Genomic DNA, 25,313 nt, shown 5'->3' on the forward strand with positions numbered 1-25,313 from the left:
TTAATCAGTCTTAACCAATCAATTTCTTCATCAATTCATTGACTTGAGCAGGGTTTGCTTTACCTTTAGACGCTTTCATGACTTGACCAACTAGACCGTTGAAAGCTTTCTCTTTACCAGATTTATACTCTTCAACCATCTTCTCATTGGCAGCAAGCACTTCCTTAATAATCGCTTCAATCGCGCCTGTATCAGTTTCCTGTTTCAAGCCTTTTTCAGCAATAATTTCATCCGCAGATTTGCCTTCGTCCCACATAAAGCCGAATACTTGCTTCGCGATCTTACCGCTGATGGTATTGTCCACAATACGCGCGATCATACCGCCAAGTTTCTCAGCAGATACAGGAGAATTCGCTAATTCTAAGCCTGCTTTGTTTAAAGCACCAGAGAATTCGCCCATCACCCAGTTCGCCGCAATTTTACCTTGTGCAGCGCCACCAGCAGCCTTAACGACTTCTTCATAAAATTCAGACATTTCACGCGTCAGTGTAAGCACGTGAGCATCGTACTCAGTCATACCAAAGTCCGCCACGAAACGCGCACGACGTGCAGCAGGCAGCTCAGGCATGGTCGCCTTAATCGCTTCGATCTGTTCGTCAGCAATGATCACAGGCAACAGGTCTGGGTCAGGGAAGTAGCGGTAATCGTTCGCTTCTTCTTTCGAACGCATCGAACGTGTTTCCATTTTCACCGGGTCGAACAAACGTGTTTCTTGGTCGATGGTGCCATCCCATTCCAGGATTTCCATTTGACGTTCAATTTCAACATTAATCGCCTGTTCAATGAAACGGAATGAGTTCAGGTTTTTCAATTCACAACGTGTACCGAACGGTTGACCCGGACGACGTAAAGACACGTTACAGTCAGCACGGAAAGAACCTTCTGCCATGTTACCGTCAGAGATCCCTAACCAACGCACCAGCGTGTGAATCGCTTTAATGTAGGCAACCGCTTCTTCTACAGAGCGCATATCCGGTTCAGATACGATTTCAAGTAGTGGTGTACCAGCACGGTTTAAGTCGATGCCTGACATACCCTCAAATTGGTCATGGATGGATTTACCTGCATCTTCCTCAAGGTGCGCACGGGTTACGCCAATGCGTTTGGTGGTGCCATCTTCAAGTTGAATGTCGATATGACCGAGGCCCACAATCGGGTTGTCCATCTGGCTAATCTGGTAGCCTTTAGGCGAATCCGGGTAAAAATAGTTTTTACGCGCAAATACTGACGCTTGGTCGATGTAGGCATCAATCCCCAAACCAAAGCGAATTGCCAGATCAACCACTTCTTTGTTCAGTACAGGCAGTACACCTGGCATGGCTAAATCTACAAGGCTGGCCTGAGTATTTGGATCATTACCAAACTCGGTTGATGAACCGGAGAAGATTTTAGAGTTGGTCGCAAGCTGGGTGTGAATCTCGATCCCAATGACAACTTCCCAGCCATCAATCAGGTTAGATTTTGGTTTCGCGTTATTCTTTGCCATTATGCGTTCTCCTCAGCAATTGCCGCACGTTGTGTATGCCAATTGGTGGCTTGTTGGTACTGGTGCACCACAGACAACAATTGAGATTCTGACCAGTAATTACCAATCAGCTGTAAGCCAACTGGCAGGTTGTTCTGGTCAAAACCAACAGGGGCATTAATGGCAGGCAGACCGGCCAGGTTCACCGCAAGGGTGTAAATATCACCCAGATACATTTCTACCGGAGTCAGGTCAGCACCCACTTTATAGGCGGTAGTCGGTGCAGATGGCGCAGCAATCACATCCACCTGTTCAAAGGCTTTCAGGAAGTCTTGCTGAATTAAACGACGGACTTTCTGCGCTTTTACATAGTAGGCATCGTAATAACCGGCAGACAGGGCATAGGTACCAATCAGGATACGGCGCTGAACTTCAGCACCGAAACCTTCTGAACGAGAACGTTTGTACAGGTCCAGAATATCTTTTGGATCTTCACAGCGATAGCCATAACGTACGCCGTCATAACGTGACAGGTTTGAAGATGCTTCTGCTGGTGCAATCAGGTAATAGGTTGGTACATAGGCTTCAGTCATGTTGAGATCAACCTCAACCAGAATGGCACCCATCTCTGCTAATTTTTTCAGCGATTCTTCAACGCGTGCTTTTACATCTGCGGCCAGACCGGCAACGTTAAAGTACTGTTTTGGAATACCAATACGTAAACCTTTTAACGATGTACCATTCAGGTTCGCCACGTAATCATCGACATCTTTCTCGACCGACGTTGAATCTTTGGCATCATGACCCGCCATCACGTTCATCAGATACGCACAGTCTTCCGCAGAACGCGCCATAGGACCGCCTTGGTCTAAAGATGATGCGTATGCGATCATACCGAAACGTGAAACACGGCCATAGGTTGGTTTCAGACCGGTCAAGCCACAGAAAGAAGCTGGCTGACGAATCGAACCACCGGTATCGGTACCGGTTGCAAATGGCGCCAGATCAGCCGCGACCACCGCAGCCGAACCACCTGAAGAACCACCCGGTACACGATCCAGTGCCCACGGGTTTTTGGTTGCGCCAAAGTATGAGCTTTCCGAGGTCGAACCCATTGCGAATTCGTCCATGTTCACTTTACCTAAAGTGACTAAGCCAGCAGTTTTACCTTTGGCAACCACCGTAGCATCGTAAGGTGAAATAAAATTATCCAGCATTTTAGAACCAGCGGTGGTTTTAATGCCTTGGGTACAGAAAATATCTTTATGCGCAATAGGCACACCGGTCAGCACACCAGCGCCGCCAGCTTGACGCAACGCATCGGCAGCATCGGCTTGGGCCAGCGCCTGTTCCGCAGTTACGGTGACATAGGCATTGACCTGGGCATCAATTTTTTCGATGCGTTTTAAATAATGTTCGGTCAATTCGCGAGCAGAGAATTTTGCATTGGCTAAACCCTCAGTCAGTTCACGAATGGATAAGCGATGTAAATCTGTCATGAGAAATATTCTTTACCTGAATTCAACAAAAAGATGAGCGCTGAAAAAATTATTCAATTACGCGTGGTACCAGATACAAACCGTCCTGCACGGCAGGTGCAACGGCCTGATATTCCTCACGATGGTTATCTTCAGACACCACATCTTCACGTAGCGGTTGAGGGTGGTCAAATGGGCTTTTGAGTGGCTCAACGCCATCGGTATCGATGCCTTTTAAGGTTTCCATCATGCCTAAAATTTTATTTAGACTTTGAGCATATTCAGCAGATTGCGTATCATTGAGCGACAACCGAGCAAGATTGGCGATTGCTGAAACTGTTTGTGCATTTAAATCTGCAGAATGCTGTGCATCCGATGTAGACATAACATCACCTAATCAGTATTAAAAATTTTCAAAATATCGTGCGTTATAATAAGCGATTGACTTGTCCAAAGCATCACATTTAGTTAAAGTTGCCAACTTGCGTCCACATAAAGTTTAATCGAGAACGACTCCGTGATTCTAAAACGACTAATTGGCTTGTTTTCACCAGATCTAGCCATTGATTTAGGTACAGCAAATACACTTATTTATGCGCCAGGACGAGGCATTATATTAAATGAACCGACGGTTGTGGCAATTCGTCACAGCGGTTCACAGAAAATCGTTGCCGCAGTCGGTCTGGATGCTAAACAGATGCTGGGTCGTACACCTGCCAATATTTCTGCCATTCGTCCAATGAAAGACGGCGTCATTGCCGACTTTGAAGTGACTGAAACCATGCTGAACCAGTTCATCAGTAAAGTGCATGAAAAGCGCCTGTTTCCGCCTGCACCGCGCGTGGTGGTGTGTGTGCCATGCAAATCGACGCTGGTTGAACGTCGCGCCATTCGTGAGGCAGTGTTTAATGCCGGTGCGCGTGATGTCCGTTTAATTGAAGAGCCGATGGCTGCAGCAATTGGTGCCGGTATGCCGGTTGAGCAGGCGTGTGGTTCGATGGTGGTCGATGTGGGCGGTGGTACAACTGAAATTGCGATTATTTCGCTACAAGGTTGTGTCTATGCAGATTCACTGCGTATTGGTGGTGATGTGTTTGATGAGCAGATCATCAACTATGTCCGTAAAGCGCATGGCTGTGTGATTGGTGAAACCACAGCAGAAACTATCAAGAAAGAAGTGGGCATGGCAGTTCCTGAAGAGGGTGCGAAACCACTGGAAATTGAAGTGCGTGGCCGTAACCTGGCCGAAGGGGTGCCACGTGCCATTACCGTGACTTCTGATGAAATTACCCAGGCGATTTCTGATCCGCTACAAAATATTGTGTCGGCAGTAAAATCGGCGCTGGAACAAACACCACCAGAATTATCTTCAGATATCGCCGAGCGCGGTATTGTCCTGACCGGTGGTGGTGCCTTGCTGCGTAATCTGGACAAGCTGTTGGCCAAAGAAACCGGCTTGCCAGTGGTCGTGGCTGAAGAGCCTTTAACCTGTGTCACCCGTGGTGGTGGCAAGGTGCTGGAATTCTTTGATAATCCAAACCATGACATGTTATTTGTAGGCTAATCAAAAGGACCCGGCGGTGCAATCACATCTGTTTTCCAGACAACCGCCATCTTTTCGCTCCTTTATTATTGCGGTCATTACATGCCTGGTGGTGCTGTTTTTTAACTGGCGCATGCCGCATGTAATTCAACCGGCAAGGGATCTCTTGTACGCGGCATATAATCCGATTTATGCGCTGGCAAGTTATCCGGTGTTGTCGCGAGAATGGCTAAGTCAACAAAGTAAATCTGAAGCCCAGCTGCGTCGTGAAAATACCGCGATGCAGGCCGAGCTGCTTCAGGCACAGGTACGCCTGCAAAAACTCTCCGAACTGTCTGCCGAAAATACCCGTTTACGTGGCCTGCTCGATACGCCACTGATCATTGACGGACGCATGGAAATTGCCGAAGTGATTGGGACCGATGCCGATCCGCTACGACATATTATTGTGATTAACCGCGGCGCCAACCGTCAGCTCAAAGTCGGGCAAACCGTGCTGGATGATCGTGGTATTATGGGCCAGATTGTTGATGTCTATCCGCACAGTAGCCGGGTGATGCTGCTGTCCGATAAAGAACATTCGCTGTCGGTACGTCTGGAACATACCGGTATGCGCGCGATTGTTTCGGGTACGGGTGACTTAGGTCGTTTAAAAATGGAATATGTGCCGACCAGCGCCAATATCAAAGTCGGTGAAAAAGTCTATAGCTCCGGACTCGGTGAACATTTCCCGGCAGGTTATCTGGTCGGAACTATTTCCAAGGTCAGCCGGCATAACTCAGGCGAGTTTGCGCAAATTGATGTGATTCCTGCTGCACAGCTGGCCGGTGGACATCATGTGGTGGTGTTATTCTCTGAATCCTTATCGCGGGAGCAGCCACATGCCAATCGCTAAAATGGGCCAGCGCAAACCCAAAGATCCTTTATTCCCGATTATTTTTTCGGTCATTATTGCCTCGGTGCTGCTGGTTTATCCTTTGTCTTATGGCTTATCGGGCTGGCGTCCGGTATTTATGATGATGGTGATGCTGTTCTGGGTCATGAGCCAGCCGACCTGGTGCGGCGTCTGGTTTGCCTTTGGCACCGGCCTGTTTGCAGATTTGCTGCTGGATGCACCGCTGGGCATGAATGCCTTAAGTTTTGTATTAATTACTTTTGTGGCGCGATTCTTGACCCGTGAACGCCGGGTGATGACTTTTGCCAATTTATGGGTGATTGCCAGTATTGCCATTGTGGTCCATCTGGCGCTGATCTGGCTGTTACAGGTTATGGCTGGTATTGAATTTCCATTTGCCCGTCACTGGCAACCGGTGCTGTCCAGCATTCTGGTCTGGCCGGTGCTGTATTATCTGCTACGAAAATGGCGCAGCGTATAATTCTGGCCTCCAGCTCACCTCGACGCCGTGAGCTGCTTGAACAGTTGGGGCTGCAATTTGAGATTTACAGCCCGGACATCGACGAGTCTATTTTGCCAGATGAGCCAGTTGAGCAGTATGTTGAGCGGCTGGCCTGTGCCAAAGCTGATGCTGTGTTGGCACGTTTTCCAGAGGCGATTGTGATTGCCGCTGATACCAGTTTGGGCGTTGATGGGCAGATTTTAGGAAAACCAGAATCCAAGGCGCATGCCTTTGCCATGTGGCAGCAGATTTCTGGTCGAAAACATGATGTATTTTCAGGTGTTTGCGTACGCACAAAAGCAGAAAAATACAGTATAGTGGTACGTACCCAGGTTGAATTTCAAGCGCTGAGCCTGAGTGACATGGAGTGTTATTGGGCCAGTGGAGAGCCGGTGGGCAAGGCGGGAGCCTATGCCATACAGGGCATTGCAGCACGTTATATCCCGCGTATTGAAGGCAGTTATAGCAACGTGGTGGGATTACCGCTGCATGAAACCGTACAGTTATTACAGACAGTTAAGGCACTAAATTAACTGCTGCTACAAGAATTTTTATAAGGCTTTGAGTTGTATTATGTCTGACGAGTTGTTGATTAACGTCACGCCTATGGAATGTCGTGTCGCGTTAATTCAAAACGGCACGGTCAATGAATTATTTGTTGAACGTACCGCCAAACGTGGTTTAGTAGGAAATATTTATAAAGGCAAAGTGGTACGGGTGCTGCCAGGCATGCAGGCCGCTTTCGTCGATATTGGGCTGTCACGTACCGCTTTTTTACATATCAATGACATGGTCTGGCCGCGTAGCCAGCCAACGCCAAATGTCTTCGAGCTGTTACAGCCGGGGCAAATCCTTACCGTGCAGGTCATGAAAGACATGCTCGGTACCAAAGGTGCGCGCCTGTCGACCGATCTGTCAATTCCTTCGCGTTATCTGGTATTGATGCCATTTGGCAGTCATATTGGCGTATCACAGCGGATTGAGTCGGATGAAGAGCGTGACCGTTTACGCTCGATGATTGAACGGATTCAGAAACAGCATAAACTGCCGGGCTCGGTGATTGTTCGTACCGCCGCAGAAGGGGTGGAAGAAGCCGCCATTGCCCAGGATATGGCCTATTTGGCCAAGCTGTGGGAGCATATTCAGCGTAAACAGAAAATTATTGCGGTGCCGTCTTTAATTTTTGAAGAGCTACCTTTACCGCAGCGTGTGATTCGCGATCTGGCCAATGAAGAAACCGCCAAAATTTATGTCGATTCACGTGAAATCTATGCCAAGCTAAAAGACTTTGTCGATGAGTTTGTGCCGAATATGCAAAACCGCTTGTTGCATTATCCGGGTGAGCGACCGCTGTTTGATTTATACAATGTCGAAGAAGATATTCAGAAGGCGCTTCAAACCCGCGTCGCGCTGAAATCGGGTGGCTATCTGATGATTGATCAGACCGAAGCCATGACCACCATTGATATCAATACCGGTTCTTATGTCGGCGGGCGTAGTCTGGAAGACACGGTCTTTAAAACTAATATGGAAGCCACACAGGTGATTGCACGTCAGTTGCGACTGCGTAATCTGGGCGGGATTATCATCATTGATTTTATTGACATGCAGGAAGCACAGCATCGTGAAGAAGTGATGGGCCAGTTCGAGAAAATGCTGGAACGCGATCATGCTAAAACCAAAATTACCCAGGTGTCTGAACTGGGTCTGGTGGAAATGACCCGTAAGCGTACCCGTGAATCTCTGGAACATTTGCTGTGTGAGTCTTGTCCAACCTGTCAGGGCCGCGGTTATGTGAAAACAGCCGAGTCAGTGTGTTACGAGATTTTTCGAGAAATTATGCGCTATGCACGTGCCTTTGAATCTCAGCGTGGCTTTACTGTCGTTGCCCATCCATCGGTGATTGACCGGCTGTTAACCGCAGAAGCACCAGCCGTCGCGGATCTGGAGCATTTCGTGAATCGTGTCATAAAATTCCAGGTTGAAAATTTATACACGCAAGAGCAATACGATATCATTTTAAGCTGAAATTGTAACAGGATATCGTTAAACAGTTGTTACATCTGAAATTTTACTTTTTTAGGTAGATTCACAATACTAAGCATACACCAGAGCCAAAGCCGTAATCTCCCTTACGGTTTCAGCAAAATGAGGTCTATCATGGGTATGAGCGAAGTCGTGATTAATAAAAGTCTTAAAGTTTTAGAACCAAAAACTGTACACAGTGCGGCGTATATCGTAGATGAGCAAGGTAAAGAAGTACAAATTACTACCGCCATGATTCGCACCGTCTGTCAGCAATTATTAAAACAATGTCGAACCATTAAAAGTTAAGGGGCCTTTTGAAAGCCCCTTAATTTTTTCTCTTATCATTACAATTTTAAAAAAGAGATTCATACTTTTCGTCTGAATCTCGATATTCTTCCGGCCTGGGCCGAGTCTTTCAACTGACTTTTTGTTCCACCTCGTCCAAGGTCACATCTACCGTTTCAATAATCCGTTCAAAACGCTGAATTTCATCTTCCAGATGCTGTAACAGGTTCTGCATTTTTGGCAGGGCATTGCGACAGGCCGTTAAACCGACTTCCAGCTTGTCCTGATAACTAGTCATGGTGATATTCAGCGCTTGACCATCCAGCACAATTGAAGCCGGATACAGTGCTTCGAGTTTGGCACCATTCCAGTACAGCGCTTCACGCGGTCCCGGTACATTGGAAATGACCAGGTTAAAGGCCTGACGTTTTGGCATTAAACCAGACACAATGTTTAGGCCGGCGGCGCTATAAACAAAGGCGCTATAGTTGAGAATCTGGTTGGCATTCATGCGTTTAAAGCGTTCTTTGGCATTTAGTACGCTGCGGCGAATAATGCTGAGACGTTCCAGTGGATTGTCCTTGTGCGTCGCCAGATTGGCCAGAATCATGGTAATCCGGTTGGATACATCAGAATCATCGCTCCGGACTGACGCGGGTACCATGGCAATTAGTGGTTTTCTTGGCAGGGCATTCTGGCTGAGTAAATATTCACGTAAGGCACCTGAACAGATGGCCAGCACAATGTCATTAATCGTCACGCCCAGGGCCTTGGCAATTTTATGCAGACGGGCAAACTCATAGGACTGTGCAGCAAAGCGGCGTGAAGAACTGACGCGCTGATTCAGAATTGAACTTGGCGCCTGGAAGCTGGAGACATAATCCGGATTACGGCCCATATCTTTCATTACGGTTTGTGATAACTCGTACATGACTCGCGGTGTGGCTTCCAGCTGGCTTTTCAGGCCTGCTGCAATATTTTTAAAGCGGCTGGCTTTTGGCTCTTTCAGGCGTTTGGCGCGGCGGCCTTCTACACACCAAGGCGGTACAATACTTTTGGCATCCGGATCGTGTGAGAGCGATTTTTCCAGTAAGCGCATGCCGGCAATGCCATCGACCATGGCATGATGGATTTTGAAGTACATGGCAAAGCGGTTGCCTTCAATGCCTTCAATAATATGACAGGTCCACAGCGGTTTGGCGCGGTCAATCAGCGCGCTGTGTTCTTGAGAAATATAGGTCAGTAATTCACGGATTCGTCCCGGATGAGGCAGGGCGATATGACGGAAATGGTGGTCCAGATCAAATTCAGGATCTTCATCCCAGAATAGTCCATTTAATTTATTGTTAAATGGTGGAATCGGCATCGATTGAGAATTACGGATGTCTTCGACCAGATCTTGAATAAAGGTTTCAGGTGCGTTCTCTGGAATCTGAAATAGGAATAACCCCCCAACATGCATTGGTTGCTGGCGTTTTTCTAAAGACAGAAAGATAAAATCAATCGGATGTAATGGACGCATAGCGTTAATTGCCTCACTGCAATATGACCGACCCTCATTGGAACGGCTTTTTAGAATTATAGGTGAACTGACTTAGTATATAGTGTTTATCATATAAACGCGGAACTTTGTTTATTCTGTTGCGTAAAAAAATAAACCACTGCTGGGCAGTGGTCTAGCGCATTTATTTTTTCAGATTTCCGGCGTGAAGTCCACATTCTTTATGGGTTGCATCTTCCCACCACCAGCGGCCTTCGCGTTCATGCTGGTTTGGTAACACTGCACGGGTACACGGTTCGCAGCCAATCGAAATAAAACCTTTTTCATGTAATGGATTATATGGAATTTCCATTAAACGGATGTAATTCCAGACATCGCTACTGGACCAGTTGGCCAAAGGATTGTACTTGATGAGCTGTTTGCCAGGACCAGAAAAACCTGGGTCAGCCTGAACCACCGGAATTTCATTACGGGTGCCTGGACTCTGGTCTTTACGCTGACCGGTAATCCAGCCATCTAGCGTGGCCAGCTTTTTACGCAGCGGCTGAACTTTACGGATGCCGCAGCATTCCTGATGACCATTGGCGTAGAAACTGAACAGGCCTTTTTCATTGACCAGTTGCTGAATCGCTTCAGTTTCGGGGAAACAGATTTCAATTGGAATATTATAGTGCTTGCGAACGGTTTCAATAAATTGATAGGTTTCGCCATGCAAACGGCCGGTATCCAGGCTAAAGACACGAAAAGGCAGACCCAGATTGGCCGCCATATCAATCAGCACCACATCTTCAGCGCCTGAAAAGGAAATCGCAATTTCACCTGGCTGGCTGAGTGCCAGTTTTAGAATTTCACTTGGAGATTTATCTGCATATTCGGCGGCAAGCGCGTCAACGAGATCAATAGTGGGAATGGTAGTCATAATATTCCTGGCTATAGGCTTGGAGATGACAAAACCTATATTAATTTATTTCGGCTGTATTTTAATAGAAATGCCAAAACCGACTTATCACTAAAAAATCAATGCTTATGAAAAAAATAGATTTAAAAAAGAACAAGTCAAAAGCGCGATCTTGGTCTATGATAGAGCAAATTTTTTTCAATGACAGATATGGGGAGCATTCATGGAAGTTGTATGTCTTGATCTTGAAGGTGTGTTGGTTCCAGAAATTTGGATTAACTTTGCAAAAAAAACTGGGATTAAAGAGCTAGAAGCGACAACCCGTGATATTCCTGACTATGATGTATTAATGACACAGCGTTTGAATATCTTAAAACAGCATGGTTTGGGTTTAAATGATATTCAGGAAGTGATTGCCGATATGGGCCCATTTCCGGGTGCCAAAGAATTTGTGGAATGGCTACGTACCCATTTCCAGCTAATTATTCTATCTGATACATTCTATGAATTTGCTCATCCGTTAATGAAGCAACTGGGCTGGCCAACTATTTTCTGCCATAAACTGGAAACTGATGAAAATGGCATGATCACCGCGTACAAGCTGCGTCAACCTGACCAGAAGCGTCAGGCCGTAAAAGCATTACATGGTTTGAATTTCCGTGTGATTGCCGCAGGCGATTCTTATAATGACACCACCATGCTTGGCGAAGCCGATGCCGGTTTCCTGTTTGATGCACCTGAAAATGTGATTGCAGAATTTCCACAGTTCCCGGCCATTCATGGCTATGAAGCGCTAAAAGAAGCGATCCGTAAAGCTTCTGTGCGTGATATTCCAGCTTAATGGATACCCGCTGAACTAAGGAAAGCCGCAAATTATGCGGCTTTTTTATTGAGATTTTCATTCATTAAAACAATAAAAAAGGGCGCCCGCAGGCGCCCCCAAACAAGCTTTGCATCAAGAGAGTGTTTTAGAAGCGATAACCGATTTTCATACCATATGCTAAAGCATAATTATTCTCGAATTGGCCTACAGGTTTGCCACCGGTTTGCGCAATTGCATCACCTAACCAGAGGTATTTAACACCGCCGGCAATAAAGTAGTTGGCAGCAGGGCTGTATTGAGCCCCTAGACCTAGGCTCCAATACCCTTCAGTCGGGCCAAGCGTGGTCACAGGGTTGCCCGCACCAGAGTCGTAACCCACTGCTGCTGTACCTGACCATTGCTCAGAGAGTTTATGACCGACCCCAATATTTGCAGACCATTGATCGTCAGAATAATCAATGAGGTTATTACCTGATGCAGTTTTAAGGAAGGTCGGTGTAACGGCAAATTGATCCCAATGTACCCAGCGGATATTGGCAAAAGCTAAAGTATTTTTGGCAATACCACTCTGTAAATCAATATTTACTGATTGCGGAGTTACAACTTCAGTGAGTGCATTTGGTCGTTGAATTGCACCAAACCCAAAAGTTTCAGTAGTATCAAGCTCATGTTTGATTTCTGAACGATAGGTAACCGCAGTTTTTAACGCGATTTCAGGAATTTGATAAGCAAAACCAGCAAGCCAACCGTATGCTTCATCTTCTTTTAAATTAATGTCGTAGCTGCCAAGTTTAGAAGCACCCCCGTACGCAAGTCCACGTAAAGATACTGTACCTTGTACGGTTTGATAAACAGGACCTGCGTAGAAATTCCAGTTTTCTGTAGGTTGGTAACCAAATAAAGCAGTGAGATTGTGTGTTTTCACTTCAACTTTGGTGCTTTCTCCATTAAACCCAAATGAGTCTGTGTTTGGAGCATAAATTGCATCTGCGCCAAATGGTTGATCGTATAAAAGACCGAGAGAGATTTTATCAGTGGCTTGTACTTTAATTGCTGCAGAAGGGAAGTAGTAATCTTCTGCCATATCGTTGATTTTTTCATCTGTGAGGTCAATATTTAATGCCTCATTTTTTATTGTAGATTGTCCTTTAACCGTTGGATCTAAAATAGAAATACCTGCTTCTGCATAATTACCCGGTTGTAAAAATGCAGCAATAGATTGACCAGAACGGTCTAAACCAGCAGCAAGCGCAGGTGTAAGTGGGAGAGTGCTAAGTAAAATAGCCGAATAAATTTTATTGAGCTTCATGGTCGTTCCCTGATGCTTTATGTAACAAAAAGTGCAGGAAAAGTAACATATTTGAAAAAAGAGTAAATGCTCAACTTCGCAGAATAAATGAACTGAATAAGTTATAAATAGCAGTTGATTAGAGTAAAAGTACTATTTTTAGATCTTAAGTAATTGAATTTTATTAAATAATTTTTTTAGGGTAATGTTTGGGTAAATACGAGTTTAATTGCTTTAAATTTAAACATTTGGTTAACACTTGTATAAAAACTAGAGGTTTTTAGTGCAAAAAAACCACCCCGAAGGGTGGCTCTATTGAAAAATATTGAAATTAGAAGCGGTAACCGATTTTTAAGCCGTAGCCCCAAGCATCGTTATCTTCAAACTCGCCTACATTCGGGTTAGCTACAGTGAGGGCTGTTGCATCACCTAACCAGAAGTATTTAACACCACCCGCAATGAAGTAGTTTGGAGCCGGTGAATATTGAACACCTAGACCTACGTTCCAGTAGCCTTCAGTTGGACCAAGAGTAGTTACAGGATTGTCTACACCAGAGTCCCAACCTACAGAGACATTGCCTGCCCACTTGTCGGTAAGTTTACGGCCTACACCAACCGTAGCTGACCATTGCTCTTCATTATATTCAACGAGGTTGCCACCTTTTAAACTTGCTAGTGCAGGTTGTAATGCAGGTGGAGCCATTGATGCATTATCAGCTAAACCATCTAGAGTTTTACCAAAAGCGGGTGGGCGAATACTGAAGTCAGACCAATCGACCCAACGGACATTTGCGAAAGCAACGGTATCTGCCATAATACCTGTTTGAAAATCTAAATTAACAGACTGTGGAGTTGTTACTTTGGTATTTCCTGTTGGTGTAAGTGGCATTGCAGGAGCAAGCACCGTTGTTGGATCAAGGCCAATTTGAGGTGTTGCTTCTGTAGTTGCTAACTCATGCTTAACTTCAGAGCGATAGGTCAAAGAGGCTTTAAGTGCAATTTCTGGAATTTGGAAAGCTAGACCTGCTAACCAACCAATTTCGCTGTCTTTTTTCATGGTTACATCGTAACCATGTAATAGACTATATGCTGCACCACGTAATGCAGCATTACCTTTAGCTGTTTGATAAACTGGACCCGCATAAATATTCCAGTTTTCAGTTGGTTGGAAACCAAATAAGAAGCTTAGATTTTCAGTCGTTACTTCCGCACGAGTACCGTCACTTCCTGTCGGATTAAATGCTGCTGATTGAGCGGTATATTCAGCTTCTGCACCGAATGGCTGGTCATAAATAACACCAAAAGAGAAGTTATCTGTGAGCTGAAGTTTTAATGCAGCTGATGGGAAATAATAGTCACTTGCCATATCACCAGTGGCTTGCCCACCTAATTCTGCAGAAGTGGTACCAGATACATCCGGATCTAATACAGATAGTCCTGCTTCAAAATAGTTGCCTGGTTGCAAAAAAGCTGCAATAGATTGGCCAGAACGATCCATTGCTGCGGCAAAAGCACCCGTCATTGGTACTGTCGCCAAAATCATTGCTGCGCTAAGCGTTTTTAATTTCATTCTTCATTTTCCCTTGATGCACAAAGTTTTAACAAAATTTTCTGATGCTTGTTTGTTTGTTGACTCTGGAGAGATCAGTGTTTTATCACTGAAATCCTTTGTTACTCCATGTGACAAAAATAGCACAATTAAAATAAGAGTAAATGCTCTACATGAACTATTGAGTATAAAATCCAACCTCATTAGAGCTTAAACTCTAAATTAATCTTATTTTTTTATTGTTATTTATTGATAAATAATAAAAAAATTATAAAAAGAGATGTTTTTTTAATATTTTCAACTGATTGAAATTTGATCAATTTTAATGGCTGAAAATTTGATGCTTATTTCTTTGAAACTATAATTTTTGAGATTTAATTCAAAATTTTAGAAACCGGCGTGCTCTTAAAAATCAGGTGATTAGTGGGTTAAAAACAGAAGCAGCTATGTGGCTGCTCCTGATCGGTGGAATTTAAGCTGCATCTAGTCCTGTTGTGATTAGCTTAGCCCCTGTAGCAGCCTGAATTTGTGCAACAGTCACATCTTTGGCCAGTTCTACGAGCTTTAAGCCCTGTTCAGTCACATCAATCACGCCGAGATCACTAATAATCCGGTTGACGACACCTTGACCGGTCAGAGGGAGGCTACATTCGGAAAGCAGTTTTGGACTGCCATCTTTGGCACAGTGTTCCATGAGCACCACGACTTTCTGTACCCCAACCACCAGATCCATGGCGCCGCCCATGCCTTTGACTTTTTTACCTGGAATCATCCAGTTAGCCAAATCGCCATGTTCCGACACTTCCATGGCACCTAAAATGGCAATGTTGACATGTCCGCCACGAATCATGGCGAAGGACTCTGCGCTCGAGAAAAATGATGCACCCGCTTGTGCGGTTACAGTCTGTTTCCCGGCATTAATTAGATCGGGATCAACCGTGTCCTGAGTCGGAAACTCACCAATGCCCAGCAGGCCATTTTCAGACTGTAGCCAGACGTTGATATGTTCTGGAATATAGTTAGCAACCAGGGTGGGCAGGCCAATCCCTAAATTAACATAAAAGCCATCTTGCAGCTCAAGCGCAGCACGCTGGGCCATTTCATTTCGCGTCCATGCCATGGTTTAAGCCTCCGCCTTTAAGGTCATCTGTTCAATCCGTTTTTCGGGTGTGCTGTTCAGTACCACACGGTTGATATAAATTCCAGGCAGATGGATCTCGTCCGGATCCAGCTCGCCGATTTCCACAATCTGCTCGACTTCCGCAATGGTAAATTTGCCGGCCATGGCACATTCAGGATTAAAGTTACGGGCAGTTTTGCGGAATATTAAATTTCCGGCTTTATCTGCCTTGTAAGCTTTAATTAATGCAACATCGGCAGTTAAGGCGTGTTCCAGAATATAGGATTTTCCTTCAAATTCACGAACTTCTTTGCCTTCGGCAATCAGTGTGCCGACCCCGGTTTGTGTATAAAATGCCGGAATCCCTGCGCCGCCAGCACGTAATTTTTCTGCCAGTGTGCCTTGAGGGGTTAGTTCCACTTCCAGTTCACCACTTAAATACTGGCGTTCAAATTCCTTATTTTCACCAACATAGGAGGAGACCATCTTTTTAATCTGTTTGGTCTGTAGCAGTTTGCCCAAACCAAAATCATCGACCCCAGCATTGTTGGAAATACAGGTCAGTCCAGTCACTCCGGTATTTTTTAGCGCTTCAATTAAGGCTTCAGGAATGCCACAGAGGCCAAAACCACCTACCGCGAGCGTTTGATGATCGGCCACCACATCGGCCAACGCCAGCTCAGCAGTTGCTACTACTTTATTCATCTGTTTTAACCTGCTTGTTTAGCTGTCGACTTTGGCACTGCCAGCGTTGTTGTCTAACTCGGAGGCATGCAGGAAATGGGTATGATGCGGCGCGCGTTTGGTTTTGCTCCATTGCTCCAGCATTTCATGCTTCATGTCTTCGGTAATCAGGGCGATTTTTTCTGGCGCAGCTTCATCATCGTAGGCCAGTTCCAGACGATGGCCATTCGGATCAAAAAAGTAAATTGAATGGAAAATGCCATGATTGGTCACGCCTAAAACCTCGACACCATTGGCTTCCAGATGCGCTTTGGCTTCGAGCAGTGCAGCGCGGTCTTTGACTTTCAGGGCAATATGCTGCACCCATTTCGGGGTGTTTTCATCACGGCCCATTTCTGGCTGGGTCGGCAGTTCAAAAAAGGCCAGTACATTGCCATTGCCGGCATCCAGGAATAAATGCATGTATGGGTCAAAGGCTTTGGTCGACGGTACATAGTCTTCGGCAAAAGCCAGAATAAAGTCCATATTCAGGTTTTTTTTGTACCACTCGACGGTTTCTTTGGCATCTTTACAGCGATAGGCAACGTGGTGAATTTTTTCAATTTGAATGGTCATGGTTCAATATCCTTATTGATGAATCTTAAGCGGCATCTGCCTGTGCTTCGGGTGCGGCCTGTTGAAATGAAGGCAGAGTGAAACAATGGCTATAAATCGCGGCAATTTTTGGAAAGTCGGTTAAATCGACATGAAAGCGCTGGGCGTTATAGACCTGTGGAATCAGGCAGCAGTCTGCAAAAGTGGGCTGATCGCCAAAACAGAAACGGCCATTGGAATCGGTCAATTGTGCTTCCAGACTCTGAAAGCCCAAAGTCACCCAATGCTGATACCATGCCGTTTTCTGTTCATCGCTGAGTTGTAGCGTTCCGCTTAAATATTGCAGCACGCGCAGGTTATTAATCGGATGAATATCGCAGGCAATGCTCTGGCAAAAGGCGCGGATTTTGGCGCGTTGCTGTAGATCGGCCGGTAACAGGGCTGGCTGCGGATATTTTTCTTGCAGATATTCCAGAATGCTCAGCGACTGGCTCAGCTGAAAATCATCCTCCACCCAGGCTGGAATCAGGCCGCTTGGGTTGATTTGACGATAGGCAGGCTGATGCTGTTCGCCGCCATTGTTTAGCAAATGTACCGGAATAATCTCAGCTTTTAAGCCCTTCAGGTTCAGCGCAATCCGCACCCGGTAAGCAGCTGAACTGCGAAAATAACTATACAGTTTCATGGGCAGCATCCTGCGCTTCATCTGTGGCAAAGTTAAATTGCACTGCAGGCAAGACGGTGCCGCTGACTTCACCAAAGCCAATGCGCAGGCCATCTTTTTCACAGTAGCCTTTCATGATTAGCGTGTCGCCATCTTCTAGGAAACCACGCTGTTGACCGTTGGCCAAAGTTAACGGTTTGCTGGTGTTCCAGGTCAGTTCCAGCAAGGAGCCATAAGAATCCGGCGTTGGACCAGAAATGGTGCCGGAACCCATTAAATCGCCAACCTGAACATTACAGCCTGAAACAGTGTGATGGGTCAGTTGCTGTGCCATCGACCAGTACATATATTTAAAGTTAGTCTGGCAGATCACATCGCTCTGTTCCGATTGTGCGGCTTTGAGCTCAACCGACAAATGGATGTCATAGCTGTTATCGACCTGTTCTTCACGTAAATAGGCCAGGGGACGTGGCTCTTGCACCGGGGTACGGGTTTTAAACGGTTCCAGCGCCTCCATGGTCACAATCCATGGTGAAATGGATGAAGCAAAGGTCTTGGCATTAAACGGCCCTAAAGGCACATATTCCCATTGCTGGATATCACGTGCTGACCAGTCATTGAACAGCACCATGCCAAAAATATGCTCCCAAGCATTCTCAATTGAGATTGGTTCACCCAGTTTGTTGGGTTTGCCAACAATAAAGCCGGTTTCCAGTTCAAAATCGAGTTTACGGCAAGCCGAGAAAATTGGACGTTCGGCATTTGGTAACTTGATCTGGCCAGATGGGCGTACCACCGGTGTACCACTCACCACCACAGAACTGGCGCGGCCATTATAACCGACCGGTAATTCTGACCAGTTCGGTAATAGCGCATTTTTTGGATCGCGGAACATGCAGCCGACATTGGTGGCATGTTCTTTAGATGAATAGAAATCGGTATAGCCCGGAATATGTACCGGCAGATGCATATGCACTTCTGCCTGAGCGAAGAAAGCCTGCGCACGTAAACTGTCATTGTCACGTAATGTCGGGTTGTCAGCAGACAACAGGCTTTGTAATTCCTGACGGATTTTGCGCCAGTTGTGTTGACCTGATTCAATAAATTTATTCAGGGTTGGCTGATTAAAATAACTTTCGCCGGCCTGAATGCTGAGAAAACCGTTCGCTTCCAGCACAGCCAAATCCACCACCCATTCACCTAAGGCCACCCCAATACGGCGATGGCCCGTTGGGCTTTCGCTAAATACGCCATACGGCAGGTTCTGAATCGGGAAATCTGAATGTGCTGCAACGTCTACAAATGCTTGCTGAGTCATATGGGGTTCCTGCATATCTCGATGAAAACGGTCCAGTGTTTTCGATCTGGGGGAGTGATCTGGATCACTTGATTTTTGTCATAAATCTCATCATACTCATTTTTATTAATTACGCAATAGTTAATTAAATTACGAATATCGTAAAAATGTAAATAAAAGAATTCTGCAGAGATGCATTTATAAATCAGAACAGCACGCTAAAATGCTCGGTGTTTACAGGAGAGTAAAATTCTTATGTCAGAAAAGAATCAGGTGGGCGTGCAATCTTTAGAGGTGGGTTTAACCGTGCTGGATGCGCTGATGACCTATCGTCATCCGGTCATGCTCAAAGATTTATCTGAAAAACTGGCCATGCATCCGGCCAAGGTGCACCGTTATATGGTCAGTCTGGTACGTATGAATTATGCCAAGCAGCTGGAAGATGGTCGTTATGCACTGGGCGATCAGGCTTATCGTTTTGGTCTGAGCTGTATCCAGCGCAGTGACAGTCTGCAGGCGGCACAGGCACAGATTAATGAACTGCACCGGCATTTGGATTGTGGATTGCAGATTAGCAAATGGACGACGCAAGGCCCACTGATTGTACAGTGGCTGGAGCCGAATCAGCCAGTTTCGGTAATTACCCGTGTCGGTTCGATCATGCCGATGCTGAACTCGGCCACCGGCCGGGCTTATGCTGCGTTTATGCCGGAAGCGCTGGTGCGACCTTTGCTGGAAAAAGAATGGCAACAGCATCAGGCACAGCAAAAACGGGTCTATCCACAGAACTGGGATGAATTTTTAACTTTAAAACAGCAGATTCTAAGTGAAGGTGTGGCCACGGTCGCAGGCGATTTGCTGGCCGGAATTCATGCGATTTGTGTGCCGGTATTAAATCAGCACCATGAAATTGAATATGCGATTTCGGTGTTGGGCACTGCTTCGGATTTGCCGCTGGATATGCAGCATCCAAAAATCCAGTATTTAAGAGAGATGGCAGCACGTTTAAGCGCACAGTTACAGCCGATTTAAAATGGTAGGGGAATTCGCCAAGGCAGCTACGCGAGTTGCTTCATCTCGGTGAAGTGCTGAAGATAAAAAAGGAAGGAGATGCGCCTTCCTTTTTTATAGAGACGATGGTGTGCCCTGCGGGACTCGAACCCACGCCGGTCGCTTAGGAGGCAACTGCTCTATCCAGTTAAGCTAAGGGCACAAAACGCCCTTAATTTAGCTGAAAAAAAGCTGAAAAAAAAGTTATTACCGAAGTAATAACTTTTTCTTTTGTCAGTAAAAATAACTTAGCTGTTTTTTTGTTTTAGCAATTTAAACAGACCCCACATCAGCACAATCCAGACCGGAATCATATACACCGATTCGCTAAAGCCTTGGGTCCACATAATGTACAGGATGGTGGCAATAAACAGCAGCACAATCACGTTACCCACAGGTGACCACAGTGCAGGGAAAGACGTGGTTTGACCTGAGTTTTTCATGGCCTGAATAAACTTCAGGTGAGTCAGGGTAATCATGGCCCAGTTCAGTACCAAGGCACCGACCACAATATAAATCAGGTGGCTTAAAGCATCTTCCGGTACAAAGTAGTTCAACAATACACAGCCAAAAATCAGCAGGGCAGAGAACAGCACCGCAGGAATTGGCACGCCTTGCTTGTTCACTTTCAGGAATACTTTTGGCGCATTGCCTTGTTGGGCCAGACCGAACAGCATCCGGCTATTGGCATACATACCACTGTTATAAACCGACAGCGCCGCCGTTAAAATAATAAAGTTCAGCAGATGTGCCGCCCAGCCAATGCCTAACTGGCTAAAGATCATCACGAATGGGCTTTTATCCAGACCGCCCAGTTCCAGCTGATTCCATGGCACTAACGACAGTAAAATCGTCAATGAACCAACATAGAAAATCAGGATACGGAACACCACCTGATTGATGGCTTTGGGAATAGTCTTTTTCGGATCCTGCGCTTCTGCTGCTGCCATACCAATTAGCTCGATCCCGCCAAAGGCAAACATCAGGAAGGCCAGCATGAAGAATAAGCCTTCAAAGCCGTGCGGGAAGAATCCGCCATGGCTCCAGAGGTTGCTAAATGAAGCAGTCGAGTTGGCATCTGCGGTCAACAGGAGGTACAGACCAAAAATGATCATCGATACTACTGCGGCCACTTTAATAATTGCCAGCCAGAATTCTGATTCCCCATAAAATTTTACATTGCCGAGGTTGATCAGGGTAATGACAATAAAGAAAAACAGGACCGAGGACCAGGCCGGAATATGCGGCCACCAGTAGTTAATATATTTGGCGACAGCGGTGAGTTCGGTCATGGCGACCAGAATATATAAAATCCAGTAATTCCAGCCGGCCAGGAAGCCAGGGAATTTCCCCCAATAGCGATAAGCAAAATGGCTGAAAGAACCTGCAACCGGTTCATGAACAATCATTTCGCCCAGTTGGCGCATAATTAAAAATGCAATCAAACCCCCAATCGCATAGCCTAAAATAATAGAGGGACCTGCGGATTGGATGACTTGAGCGGAACCTAAGAATAAGCCAGTACCAATCGCGCCGCCCATGGCGATGAGTTGGATATGACGGTTCTTTAAGCCACGCTGAAGTTGAGAAGACTCGTTGTTCAAAGTGTTCAGCCCGACAATGTATAATAAGTGGCTCGATTGTAATAGATAGTTGCAAATTAGCCTAGTAGATCACCAGTCGCTTCAGAACAGCTCATAAAATCGAAAAATGGTCATTTTGTTGAAACAATAATTGAATCAAGATATTAATTTTATTGGCTATATTTTTTTAGGCTTGAAAATTTCAAGTCTGCAGCCAAAGATTTGGGTAAATTTTATACTTAAGTCCAGTTCACCTGATTTTTTAAGCAAAAGACGTTATCATTTAAAGCAAGCAAAAACCTTGCTTTGGATTATGTAATACAACGAAAAATCAAAGGATTAGATAAGAATGCGCTGCGCTCCACAAATTAAAATTGCAGCCACCTATATGCGTGGCGGTACCAGTAAAGGTGTCTTTTTCAAATTGGATGACTTACCAGTCGAAGCGCAAGTGCCTGGAAAAATTCGTGATCAGCTACTGCTACGGGTCATTGGCAGCCCGGACCCTTATGGCAAGCAGATTGATGGCATGGGCGGCGCCACTTCCAGTACCAGTAAAACCGTGATTCTGGCCAAAAGCAGCCAGCCGGAGCATGATGTCGATTATCTATTTGGTCAGGTGGCAATTGATCAGCCTTTTGTGGACTGGAGCGGTAACTGTGGCAACCTGACTGCTGCGGTGGGTGCCTTTGCCATCAGTCAGGGCTTGGTGGATGCCGATAAAATTCCAGAAAACGGTCTGTGCACTGTGCGTATCTGGCAGAAAAATATTCAGAAAACCATTATCGCGCATGTGCCAATCACCAATGGTCAGGTGCAGGAAACCGGTGATTTTGAGCTGGATGGTGTGACTTTTCCGGCAGCAGAAGTACAAATTGAATTTTTAGATCCGGCCGATGATGGCGAAGAGGGCGGGGCCATGTTTCCGACCGGCAATGTGGTGGACACCTTTGTGGTGCCGGATGTTGGTACTTTTCAGGCGACCTTTATTAATGCTGGTATTCCGACCATCTTTTTAAATGCCGATGAAATTGGCTATAGCGGTACCGAATTGCAGGATGACATTAATAGTAATCCGGAGGTGCTGGCGCGTTTTGAAAAAATCCGGGCTTATGGTGCCAAGCAGATGGGGCTAATTGATGATGTAGCGGAAGCAGCAAAACGTCAGCATACTCCAAAAATTGCTTTTGTCGCGCGTCCACAGAACTATACTGCATCAAGTGGTAAAAATATTCAGGCTGAAGATGTCGATTTGCTGGTGCGTGCCTTGTCGATGGGTAAACTGCATCATGCCATGATGGGCACTGCTGCGGTGGCCATTGGGACAGCTGCTGCCGTGCCGGGGACCTTGGTGAATCTGGCTGCTGGTGGTGGCGAGCGTGAAGCGGTGCGTTTTGGCCATCCTTCCGGGACTTTACGCGTCGGCGCGCAAGCGGTACAGGAAAACGGTCAGTGGCAGGTGAAAAAAGCGGTGATGAGCCGTAGTGCGCGGGTGCTGATGGAAGGCTGGGTACGTGTACCGGCCGAGGTGCTGGAATAACGCTGACTTTATCTTGCCTGAATTAATGAATTCGCCTCTATGTTCAATAGGGGCGTTTTTTTATGGGTTGAGATTGAAAGCTGAAAAATTGAAATATCCGCTTGTCTGTAGTTAAGGCTTAAAAAAACTTAAATTAGAGGTACAATGCGGACAGGGGTTGGCCAGTGACGGCTAACAATCTTATAGAACAACCAATTCGAGGCAAATGTGTCATCTCTCACTGACGTCCCTGTAACAGTGTTGACTGAAGCGCAACAACGTATCCAACAAGATTTATTGACAGCCTTAGACGCTTTTGCCATTCCTGAGCCTTTAAAAGGGGCGGTCTATCACGCGGTGATGCTGGGTGGAAAACGCGTGCGTCCGGCCTTGTGTTATGCCACAGCAGCCTTAAAACCGAATACCAATATGGCGGCAGTGCGCCGTGCGGCGGTGGCGATTGAGCTGATTCACTGCTATTCGCTGGCGCATGATGATTTGCCTTGTATGGACAATGATTTGCTGCGCCGTGGCCAGCCGACCTGTCATGCCGCCTTTGGTGAAGATACTGCACTGTTGGCGGGTGATATTTTGCAGTCAATGGCCTTTGAGGTATTGGGCAGCCGTTTGTTTGATCAGGGTGCGGCAGTGGATGCGACAATTGTGCTAAAGCAGATGCAGATTCTGGCGACCGCGTCTTCCAAGATGGTATGCGGACAGGTGCTGGATTTACAGGCCGAAGGCAAGCAGGTCGATCAGGCTGCGTTAGAAACGATTCATCGCAATAAAACCGGTGCTTTAATTTCTGCGGCGATTATGATGGCTGCAGTAGCGATTTTTGAGGGTACCGATCGCGCGATTCCACAACTGCGTGAATATGGGCAGGTGATTGGTCTGGCCTTCCAGGTCCAGGACGATATTCTGGATATTATTTCTGATACTGAGGTGTTAGGAAAAACTGCCGGTAAGGATGAGCAGGTGGAGAAATCGACCTATCCGGCATTGATGGGGCTGGAGCAGGCACAGGCTTATGCCACAGATTTGCATGATCAGGCTTTGCAGGCGCTAGACTATTTTGCTGAAGATGCCGCCGCATTAAGAGCCATTTCACAATTTTTATGGCAACGTAAAAGTTAATTAAAAAAGCGTGTTGTCAAAACACGCTTTTTTGTTTTATTCCTGGATTTTGGCATCCGGAGCAATCAGGGCTTTGCCTTTCTTAAGGCCTTCCAGTGCAGCCTGATTAAAGTCAAACAGCAGCTTATTGTCTTTGGCATCAATACTGTAGCGGCTAATCAGTTTCTGGTCACCGTCCAGGGTATCCACCGTGTACTCATCAGCAATATTTAAAATACCATCGAGGTTAATACTGGCTGAGGCTTTGTCCTGACGGAACAGCTCGTAAATATCACGTAAATCGAAAATGGCATTGTTCGCGTCTGGATGTTTCTCAATATAATTTTCAATATGACGCATAATTAGCTGGGCAAAGAGAAAGTACTCAGGATGATGGGTAAATTTTAAGCTCATGTATGTACTCCTTATTATTGAAATTTATAGTTCTTCTTAGGAATACCATAAGCCTTCAGATTGATGAAGCCTTAAGCGCTTTAAATTGCAAAAATATACAAATCACGCCGGCATTCAGGCGCAGAATAAGATCATCATTTTAATTCGGTGTAAATGAAGCCGAATACGGCTGGCAGGATTGGCCATTGCAAATTTAGTGATCAATAGCAGCGACTCACGCAAAATTTTGGAAAAATTAATAAATAAACATATCTTGATTTAGTAAAGCGATTATGGCCTGTAGGGGCCAACAGAATGGTGCTCTGGCATTTGTTTCGCGGAAAAATCATCCGAAAGACTAAGGCTTATAAGCTAGCAAGTGAAATCATAAATCAGGTACAATTGGCGGGATTAATTTTGTGTTTGGTGTATTTGAAGGCCAATACATACATTCTTTGTTAATAAATAGGCCTGCCAGGAGTTATCCCCGCATGAGTGCCATTACTCCATACGAATGGGCAATTATTGCCTTCGTGATCGGCGTTACATTTTTATGCGTCTTTATGCTCACTGTCCCGTTACTCCTAGGGGGTAAATCATGGGGCCGTGCCAAGCAGGAGCAGTTTGAGTCAGGTGTTGTGAGTGCAGGTGGTGCACGCATTCGCTTGTCTGCCAAGTTCTATTTAGTTGCGATTTTCTTCGTTGTGTTCGACTTAGAAGCCCTCTATCTCTACGCATGGGCAGCTTCTGTTCGTGAAGTAGGCTGGGTTGGTTTTGCAACTGCTGCTGTATTTATTTTAGTTTTACTCGTTGGTTTGATTTACGAACTGTCAACCGGTGCACTGAACTGGGCTCCATCTGACAAACGTAAAGCTGCAGGGATTAAACCTAAAATCGGTTCACCAAATATGGATCTTGCAGAAATTACCCGCTTTAACTCAATTGAAGAGCTGGTAATCGACCCTACTGGTCAAATTCCTGCTCAATCTGCTGGTCATGTGAAAAAATCACAGGCTATATCATCTGATAAGGAGTAAC

The 25,313-nt window shown here is 45.9% G+C and carries 25 protein-coding genes and 1 tRNA gene; 11 read left to right on the forward strand and 15 right to left on the reverse strand.

Annotated elements, in window-relative coordinates; genetic code table 11:
- Positions 1 to 10: 10 nt before the first annotated feature.
- From gatB to gatC, 3 genes are read right to left on the reverse strand one after another with little or no spacing between them, the layout of a single operon-like run.
- Positions 11 to 1,486, reverse strand: coding sequence for an Asp-tRNA(Asn)/Glu-tRNA(Gln) amidotransferase subunit GatB (gene gatB / locus ACPEPR_RS06760; RefSeq protein WP_423562197.1), 1,476 nt, complete (start codon positions 1,484 to 1,486; stop codon positions 11 to 13).
- Positions 1,486 to 2,964 carry an Asp-tRNA(Asn)/Glu-tRNA(Gln) amidotransferase subunit GatA gene (gatA, locus tag ACPEPR_RS06765; RefSeq protein WP_104470939.1) on the reverse strand — a complete coding sequence of 493 codons (1,479 nt, stop codon included), beginning with the start codon at positions 2,962 to 2,964 and terminating at the stop codon, positions 1,486 to 1,488. Before gatA ends, gatB begins: the two co-directional genes overlap by 1 nt.
- Positions 2,965 to 3,013: 49 nt before the next feature.
- Positions 3,014 to 3,328, reverse strand: a complete 315-nt coding sequence (gene gatC / locus ACPEPR_RS06770; protein WP_005179709.1) for an Asp-tRNA(Asn)/Glu-tRNA(Gln) amidotransferase subunit GatC — start codon at positions 3,326 to 3,328, stop codon at positions 3,014 to 3,016.
- Positions 3,329 to 3,460: 132 nt separating this feature from the next.
- On the opposite strand from gatC, the gene ACPEPR_RS06775 reads away from it, so the two are divergent.
- The 6 genes from ACPEPR_RS06775 (at position 3,461) to ACPEPR_RS06800 (ending at position 8,217) form a co-directional block, all read left to right on the forward strand.
- Positions 3,461 to 4,507 (forward strand): rod shape-determining protein, encoded by a 1,047-nt coding sequence (locus ACPEPR_RS06775; protein WP_005179708.1) that lies wholly within the window; start codon positions 3,461 to 3,463, stop codon positions 4,505 to 4,507.
- Between the two features lie 16 nt (positions 4,508 to 4,523).
- A complete protein-coding gene (gene mreC / locus ACPEPR_RS06780; RefSeq protein WP_005179707.1) occupies positions 4,524 to 5,381 on the forward strand; it encodes a rod shape-determining protein MreC in 858 nt (285 codons plus the stop codon).
- Positions 5,368 to 5,862, forward strand: a complete 495-nt coding sequence (mreD, locus tag ACPEPR_RS06785) for a rod shape-determining protein MreD (protein ID WP_016659382.1) — start codon at positions 5,368 to 5,370, stop codon at positions 5,860 to 5,862. Before mreC ends, mreD begins: the two co-directional genes overlap by 14 nt.
- Positions 5,847 to 6,416, forward strand: a complete 570-nt coding sequence (locus ACPEPR_RS06790) for a Maf family nucleotide pyrophosphatase (protein WP_104484656.1) — start codon at positions 5,847 to 5,849, stop codon at positions 6,414 to 6,416. The genes mreD and ACPEPR_RS06790 overlap by 16 nt, the downstream gene beginning before the upstream one ends.
- A gap of 40 nt (positions 6,417 to 6,456) precedes the next feature.
- A complete protein-coding gene (rng, locus tag ACPEPR_RS06795; protein ID WP_075168139.1) occupies positions 6,457 to 7,911 on the forward strand; it encodes a ribonuclease G in 1,455 nt (484 codons plus the stop codon).
- Positions 7,912 to 8,043: 132 nt separating this feature from the next.
- Positions 8,044 to 8,217 (forward strand): PA1571 family protein, encoded by a 174-nt coding sequence (locus ACPEPR_RS06800; RefSeq protein WP_005179698.1) that lies wholly within the window; start codon positions 8,044 to 8,046, stop codon positions 8,215 to 8,217.
- Positions 8,218 to 8,326: 109 nt separating this feature from the next.
- On the opposite strand, the gene ACPEPR_RS06805 is transcribed toward ACPEPR_RS06800, so the two are convergent.
- Both ACPEPR_RS06805 and ACPEPR_RS06810 read right to left on the reverse strand, forming a co-directional pair.
- Complete coding sequence (locus tag ACPEPR_RS06805; protein WP_005179696.1) at positions 8,327 to 9,718, reverse strand: WS/DGAT/MGAT family O-acyltransferase; 1,392 nt, start codon at positions 9,716 to 9,718, stop codon at positions 8,327 to 8,329.
- A gap of 163 nt (positions 9,719 to 9,881) precedes the next feature.
- Positions 9,882 to 10,616, reverse strand: coding sequence for a phosphoadenylyl-sulfate reductase (locus ACPEPR_RS06810; protein WP_160241077.1), 735 nt, complete (start codon positions 10,614 to 10,616; stop codon positions 9,882 to 9,884).
- 202 nt (positions 10,617 to 10,818) lie between these two features.
- Between ACPEPR_RS06810 and thrH the strand changes: the two genes are divergently transcribed.
- Positions 10,819 to 11,436 (forward strand): bifunctional phosphoserine phosphatase/homoserine phosphotransferase ThrH, encoded by a 618-nt coding sequence (thrH, locus tag ACPEPR_RS06815; protein ID WP_075168141.1) that lies wholly within the window; start codon positions 10,819 to 10,821, stop codon positions 11,434 to 11,436.
- A gap of 127 nt (positions 11,437 to 11,563) precedes the next feature.
- On the opposite strand, the gene ACPEPR_RS06820 is transcribed toward thrH, so the two are convergent.
- From ACPEPR_RS06820 to fahA, 7 genes are all read right to left on the reverse strand, one after another.
- On the reverse strand, positions 11,564 to 12,727 hold the full coding sequence (locus ACPEPR_RS06820) for an OmpP1/FadL family transporter (RefSeq protein WP_423562198.1): 1,164 nt from the start codon (positions 12,725 to 12,727) through the stop codon (positions 11,564 to 11,566).
- 310 nt (positions 12,728 to 13,037) lie between these two features.
- On the reverse strand, positions 13,038 to 14,276 hold the full coding sequence (locus ACPEPR_RS06825; protein ID WP_423562199.1) for an OmpP1/FadL family transporter: 1,239 nt from the start codon (positions 14,274 to 14,276) through the stop codon (positions 13,038 to 13,040).
- A 451-nt stretch (positions 14,277 to 14,727) separates the two neighbouring features.
- Positions 14,728 to 15,375 (reverse strand): 3-oxoacid CoA-transferase subunit B, encoded by a 648-nt coding sequence (locus ACPEPR_RS06830; RefSeq protein WP_368559555.1) that lies wholly within the window; start codon positions 15,373 to 15,375, stop codon positions 14,728 to 14,730.
- A gap of 3 nt (positions 15,376 to 15,378) precedes the next feature.
- Positions 15,379 to 16,080, reverse strand: coding sequence for a CoA transferase subunit A (locus tag ACPEPR_RS06835; RefSeq protein ID WP_104489353.1), 702 nt, complete (start codon positions 16,078 to 16,080; stop codon positions 15,379 to 15,381).
- A gap of 18 nt (positions 16,081 to 16,098) precedes the next feature.
- Positions 16,099 to 16,674: a VOC family protein gene (locus tag ACPEPR_RS06840; RefSeq protein WP_005179677.1), complete on the reverse strand. Its 576-nt coding sequence runs from the start codon at positions 16,672 to 16,674 to the stop codon at positions 16,099 to 16,101.
- Positions 16,675 to 16,699: 25 nt separating this feature from the next.
- Positions 16,700 to 17,338: a maleylacetoacetate isomerase gene (maiA, locus tag ACPEPR_RS06845; protein WP_104472661.1), complete on the reverse strand. Its 639-nt coding sequence runs from the start codon at positions 17,336 to 17,338 to the stop codon at positions 16,700 to 16,702.
- Positions 17,325 to 18,635, reverse strand: a complete 1,311-nt coding sequence (fahA, locus tag ACPEPR_RS06850) for a fumarylacetoacetase (RefSeq protein WP_104511580.1) — start codon at positions 18,633 to 18,635, stop codon at positions 17,325 to 17,327. Before fahA ends, maiA begins: the two co-directional genes overlap by 14 nt.
- Positions 18,636 to 18,869: 234 nt before the next feature.
- On the opposite strand from fahA, the gene ACPEPR_RS06855 reads away from it, so the two are divergent.
- Positions 18,870 to 19,646 (forward strand): IclR family transcriptional regulator, encoded by a 777-nt coding sequence (locus ACPEPR_RS06855; protein WP_163145531.1) that lies wholly within the window; start codon positions 18,870 to 18,872, stop codon positions 19,644 to 19,646.
- 105 nt (positions 19,647 to 19,751) lie between these two features.
- On the opposite strand, the gene ACPEPR_RS06860 is transcribed toward ACPEPR_RS06855, so the two are convergent.
- Both ACPEPR_RS06860 and ACPEPR_RS06865 read right to left on the reverse strand, forming a co-directional pair.
- Positions 19,752 to 19,827 (reverse strand) — tRNA-Arg (locus ACPEPR_RS06860).
- Between the two features lie 85 nt (positions 19,828 to 19,912).
- On the reverse strand, positions 19,913 to 21,268 hold the full coding sequence (locus tag ACPEPR_RS06865) for an amino acid permease (protein ID WP_034597873.1): 1,356 nt from the start codon (positions 21,266 to 21,268) through the stop codon (positions 19,913 to 19,915).
- Positions 21,269 to 21,596: 328 nt separating this feature from the next.
- On the opposite strand from ACPEPR_RS06865, the gene prpF reads away from it, so the two are divergent.
- Together prpF and ACPEPR_RS06875 are read left to right on the forward strand one after the other, a co-directional pair.
- On the forward strand, positions 21,597 to 22,787 hold the full coding sequence (gene prpF, locus ACPEPR_RS06870) for a 2-methylaconitate cis-trans isomerase PrpF (protein ID WP_423562200.1): 1,191 nt from the start codon (positions 21,597 to 21,599) through the stop codon (positions 22,785 to 22,787).
- A 207-nt stretch (positions 22,788 to 22,994) separates the two neighbouring features.
- Positions 22,995 to 23,903 carry a farnesyl diphosphate synthase gene (locus ACPEPR_RS06875; protein WP_005179661.1) on the forward strand — a complete coding sequence of 303 codons (909 nt, stop codon included), beginning with the start codon at positions 22,995 to 22,997 and terminating at the stop codon, positions 23,901 to 23,903.
- Between the two features lie 36 nt (positions 23,904 to 23,939).
- Here ACPEPR_RS06875 and ACPEPR_RS06880 read toward each other — a convergent pair whose 3' ends face one another.
- A complete protein-coding gene (locus ACPEPR_RS06880) occupies positions 23,940 to 24,296 on the reverse strand; it encodes a hypothetical protein (RefSeq protein WP_005179658.1) in 357 nt (118 codons plus the stop codon).
- 470 nt (positions 24,297 to 24,766) lie between these two features.
- Here ACPEPR_RS06880 and ndhC point away from each other — a divergent pair, with 470 nt between their 5' ends.
- Positions 24,767 to 25,312, forward strand: coding sequence for an NADH-quinone oxidoreductase subunit A (ndhC, locus tag ACPEPR_RS06885; RefSeq protein ID WP_005179655.1), 546 nt, complete (start codon positions 24,767 to 24,769; stop codon positions 25,310 to 25,312).
- Position 25,313: the final 1 nt, after the last annotated feature.

This window comes from Acinetobacter sp. AND/436, from assembly GCF_049546925.1.
Taxonomy (GTDB): Bacteria; Pseudomonadota; Gammaproteobacteria; order Pseudomonadales; family Moraxellaceae; genus Acinetobacter; species Acinetobacter indicus.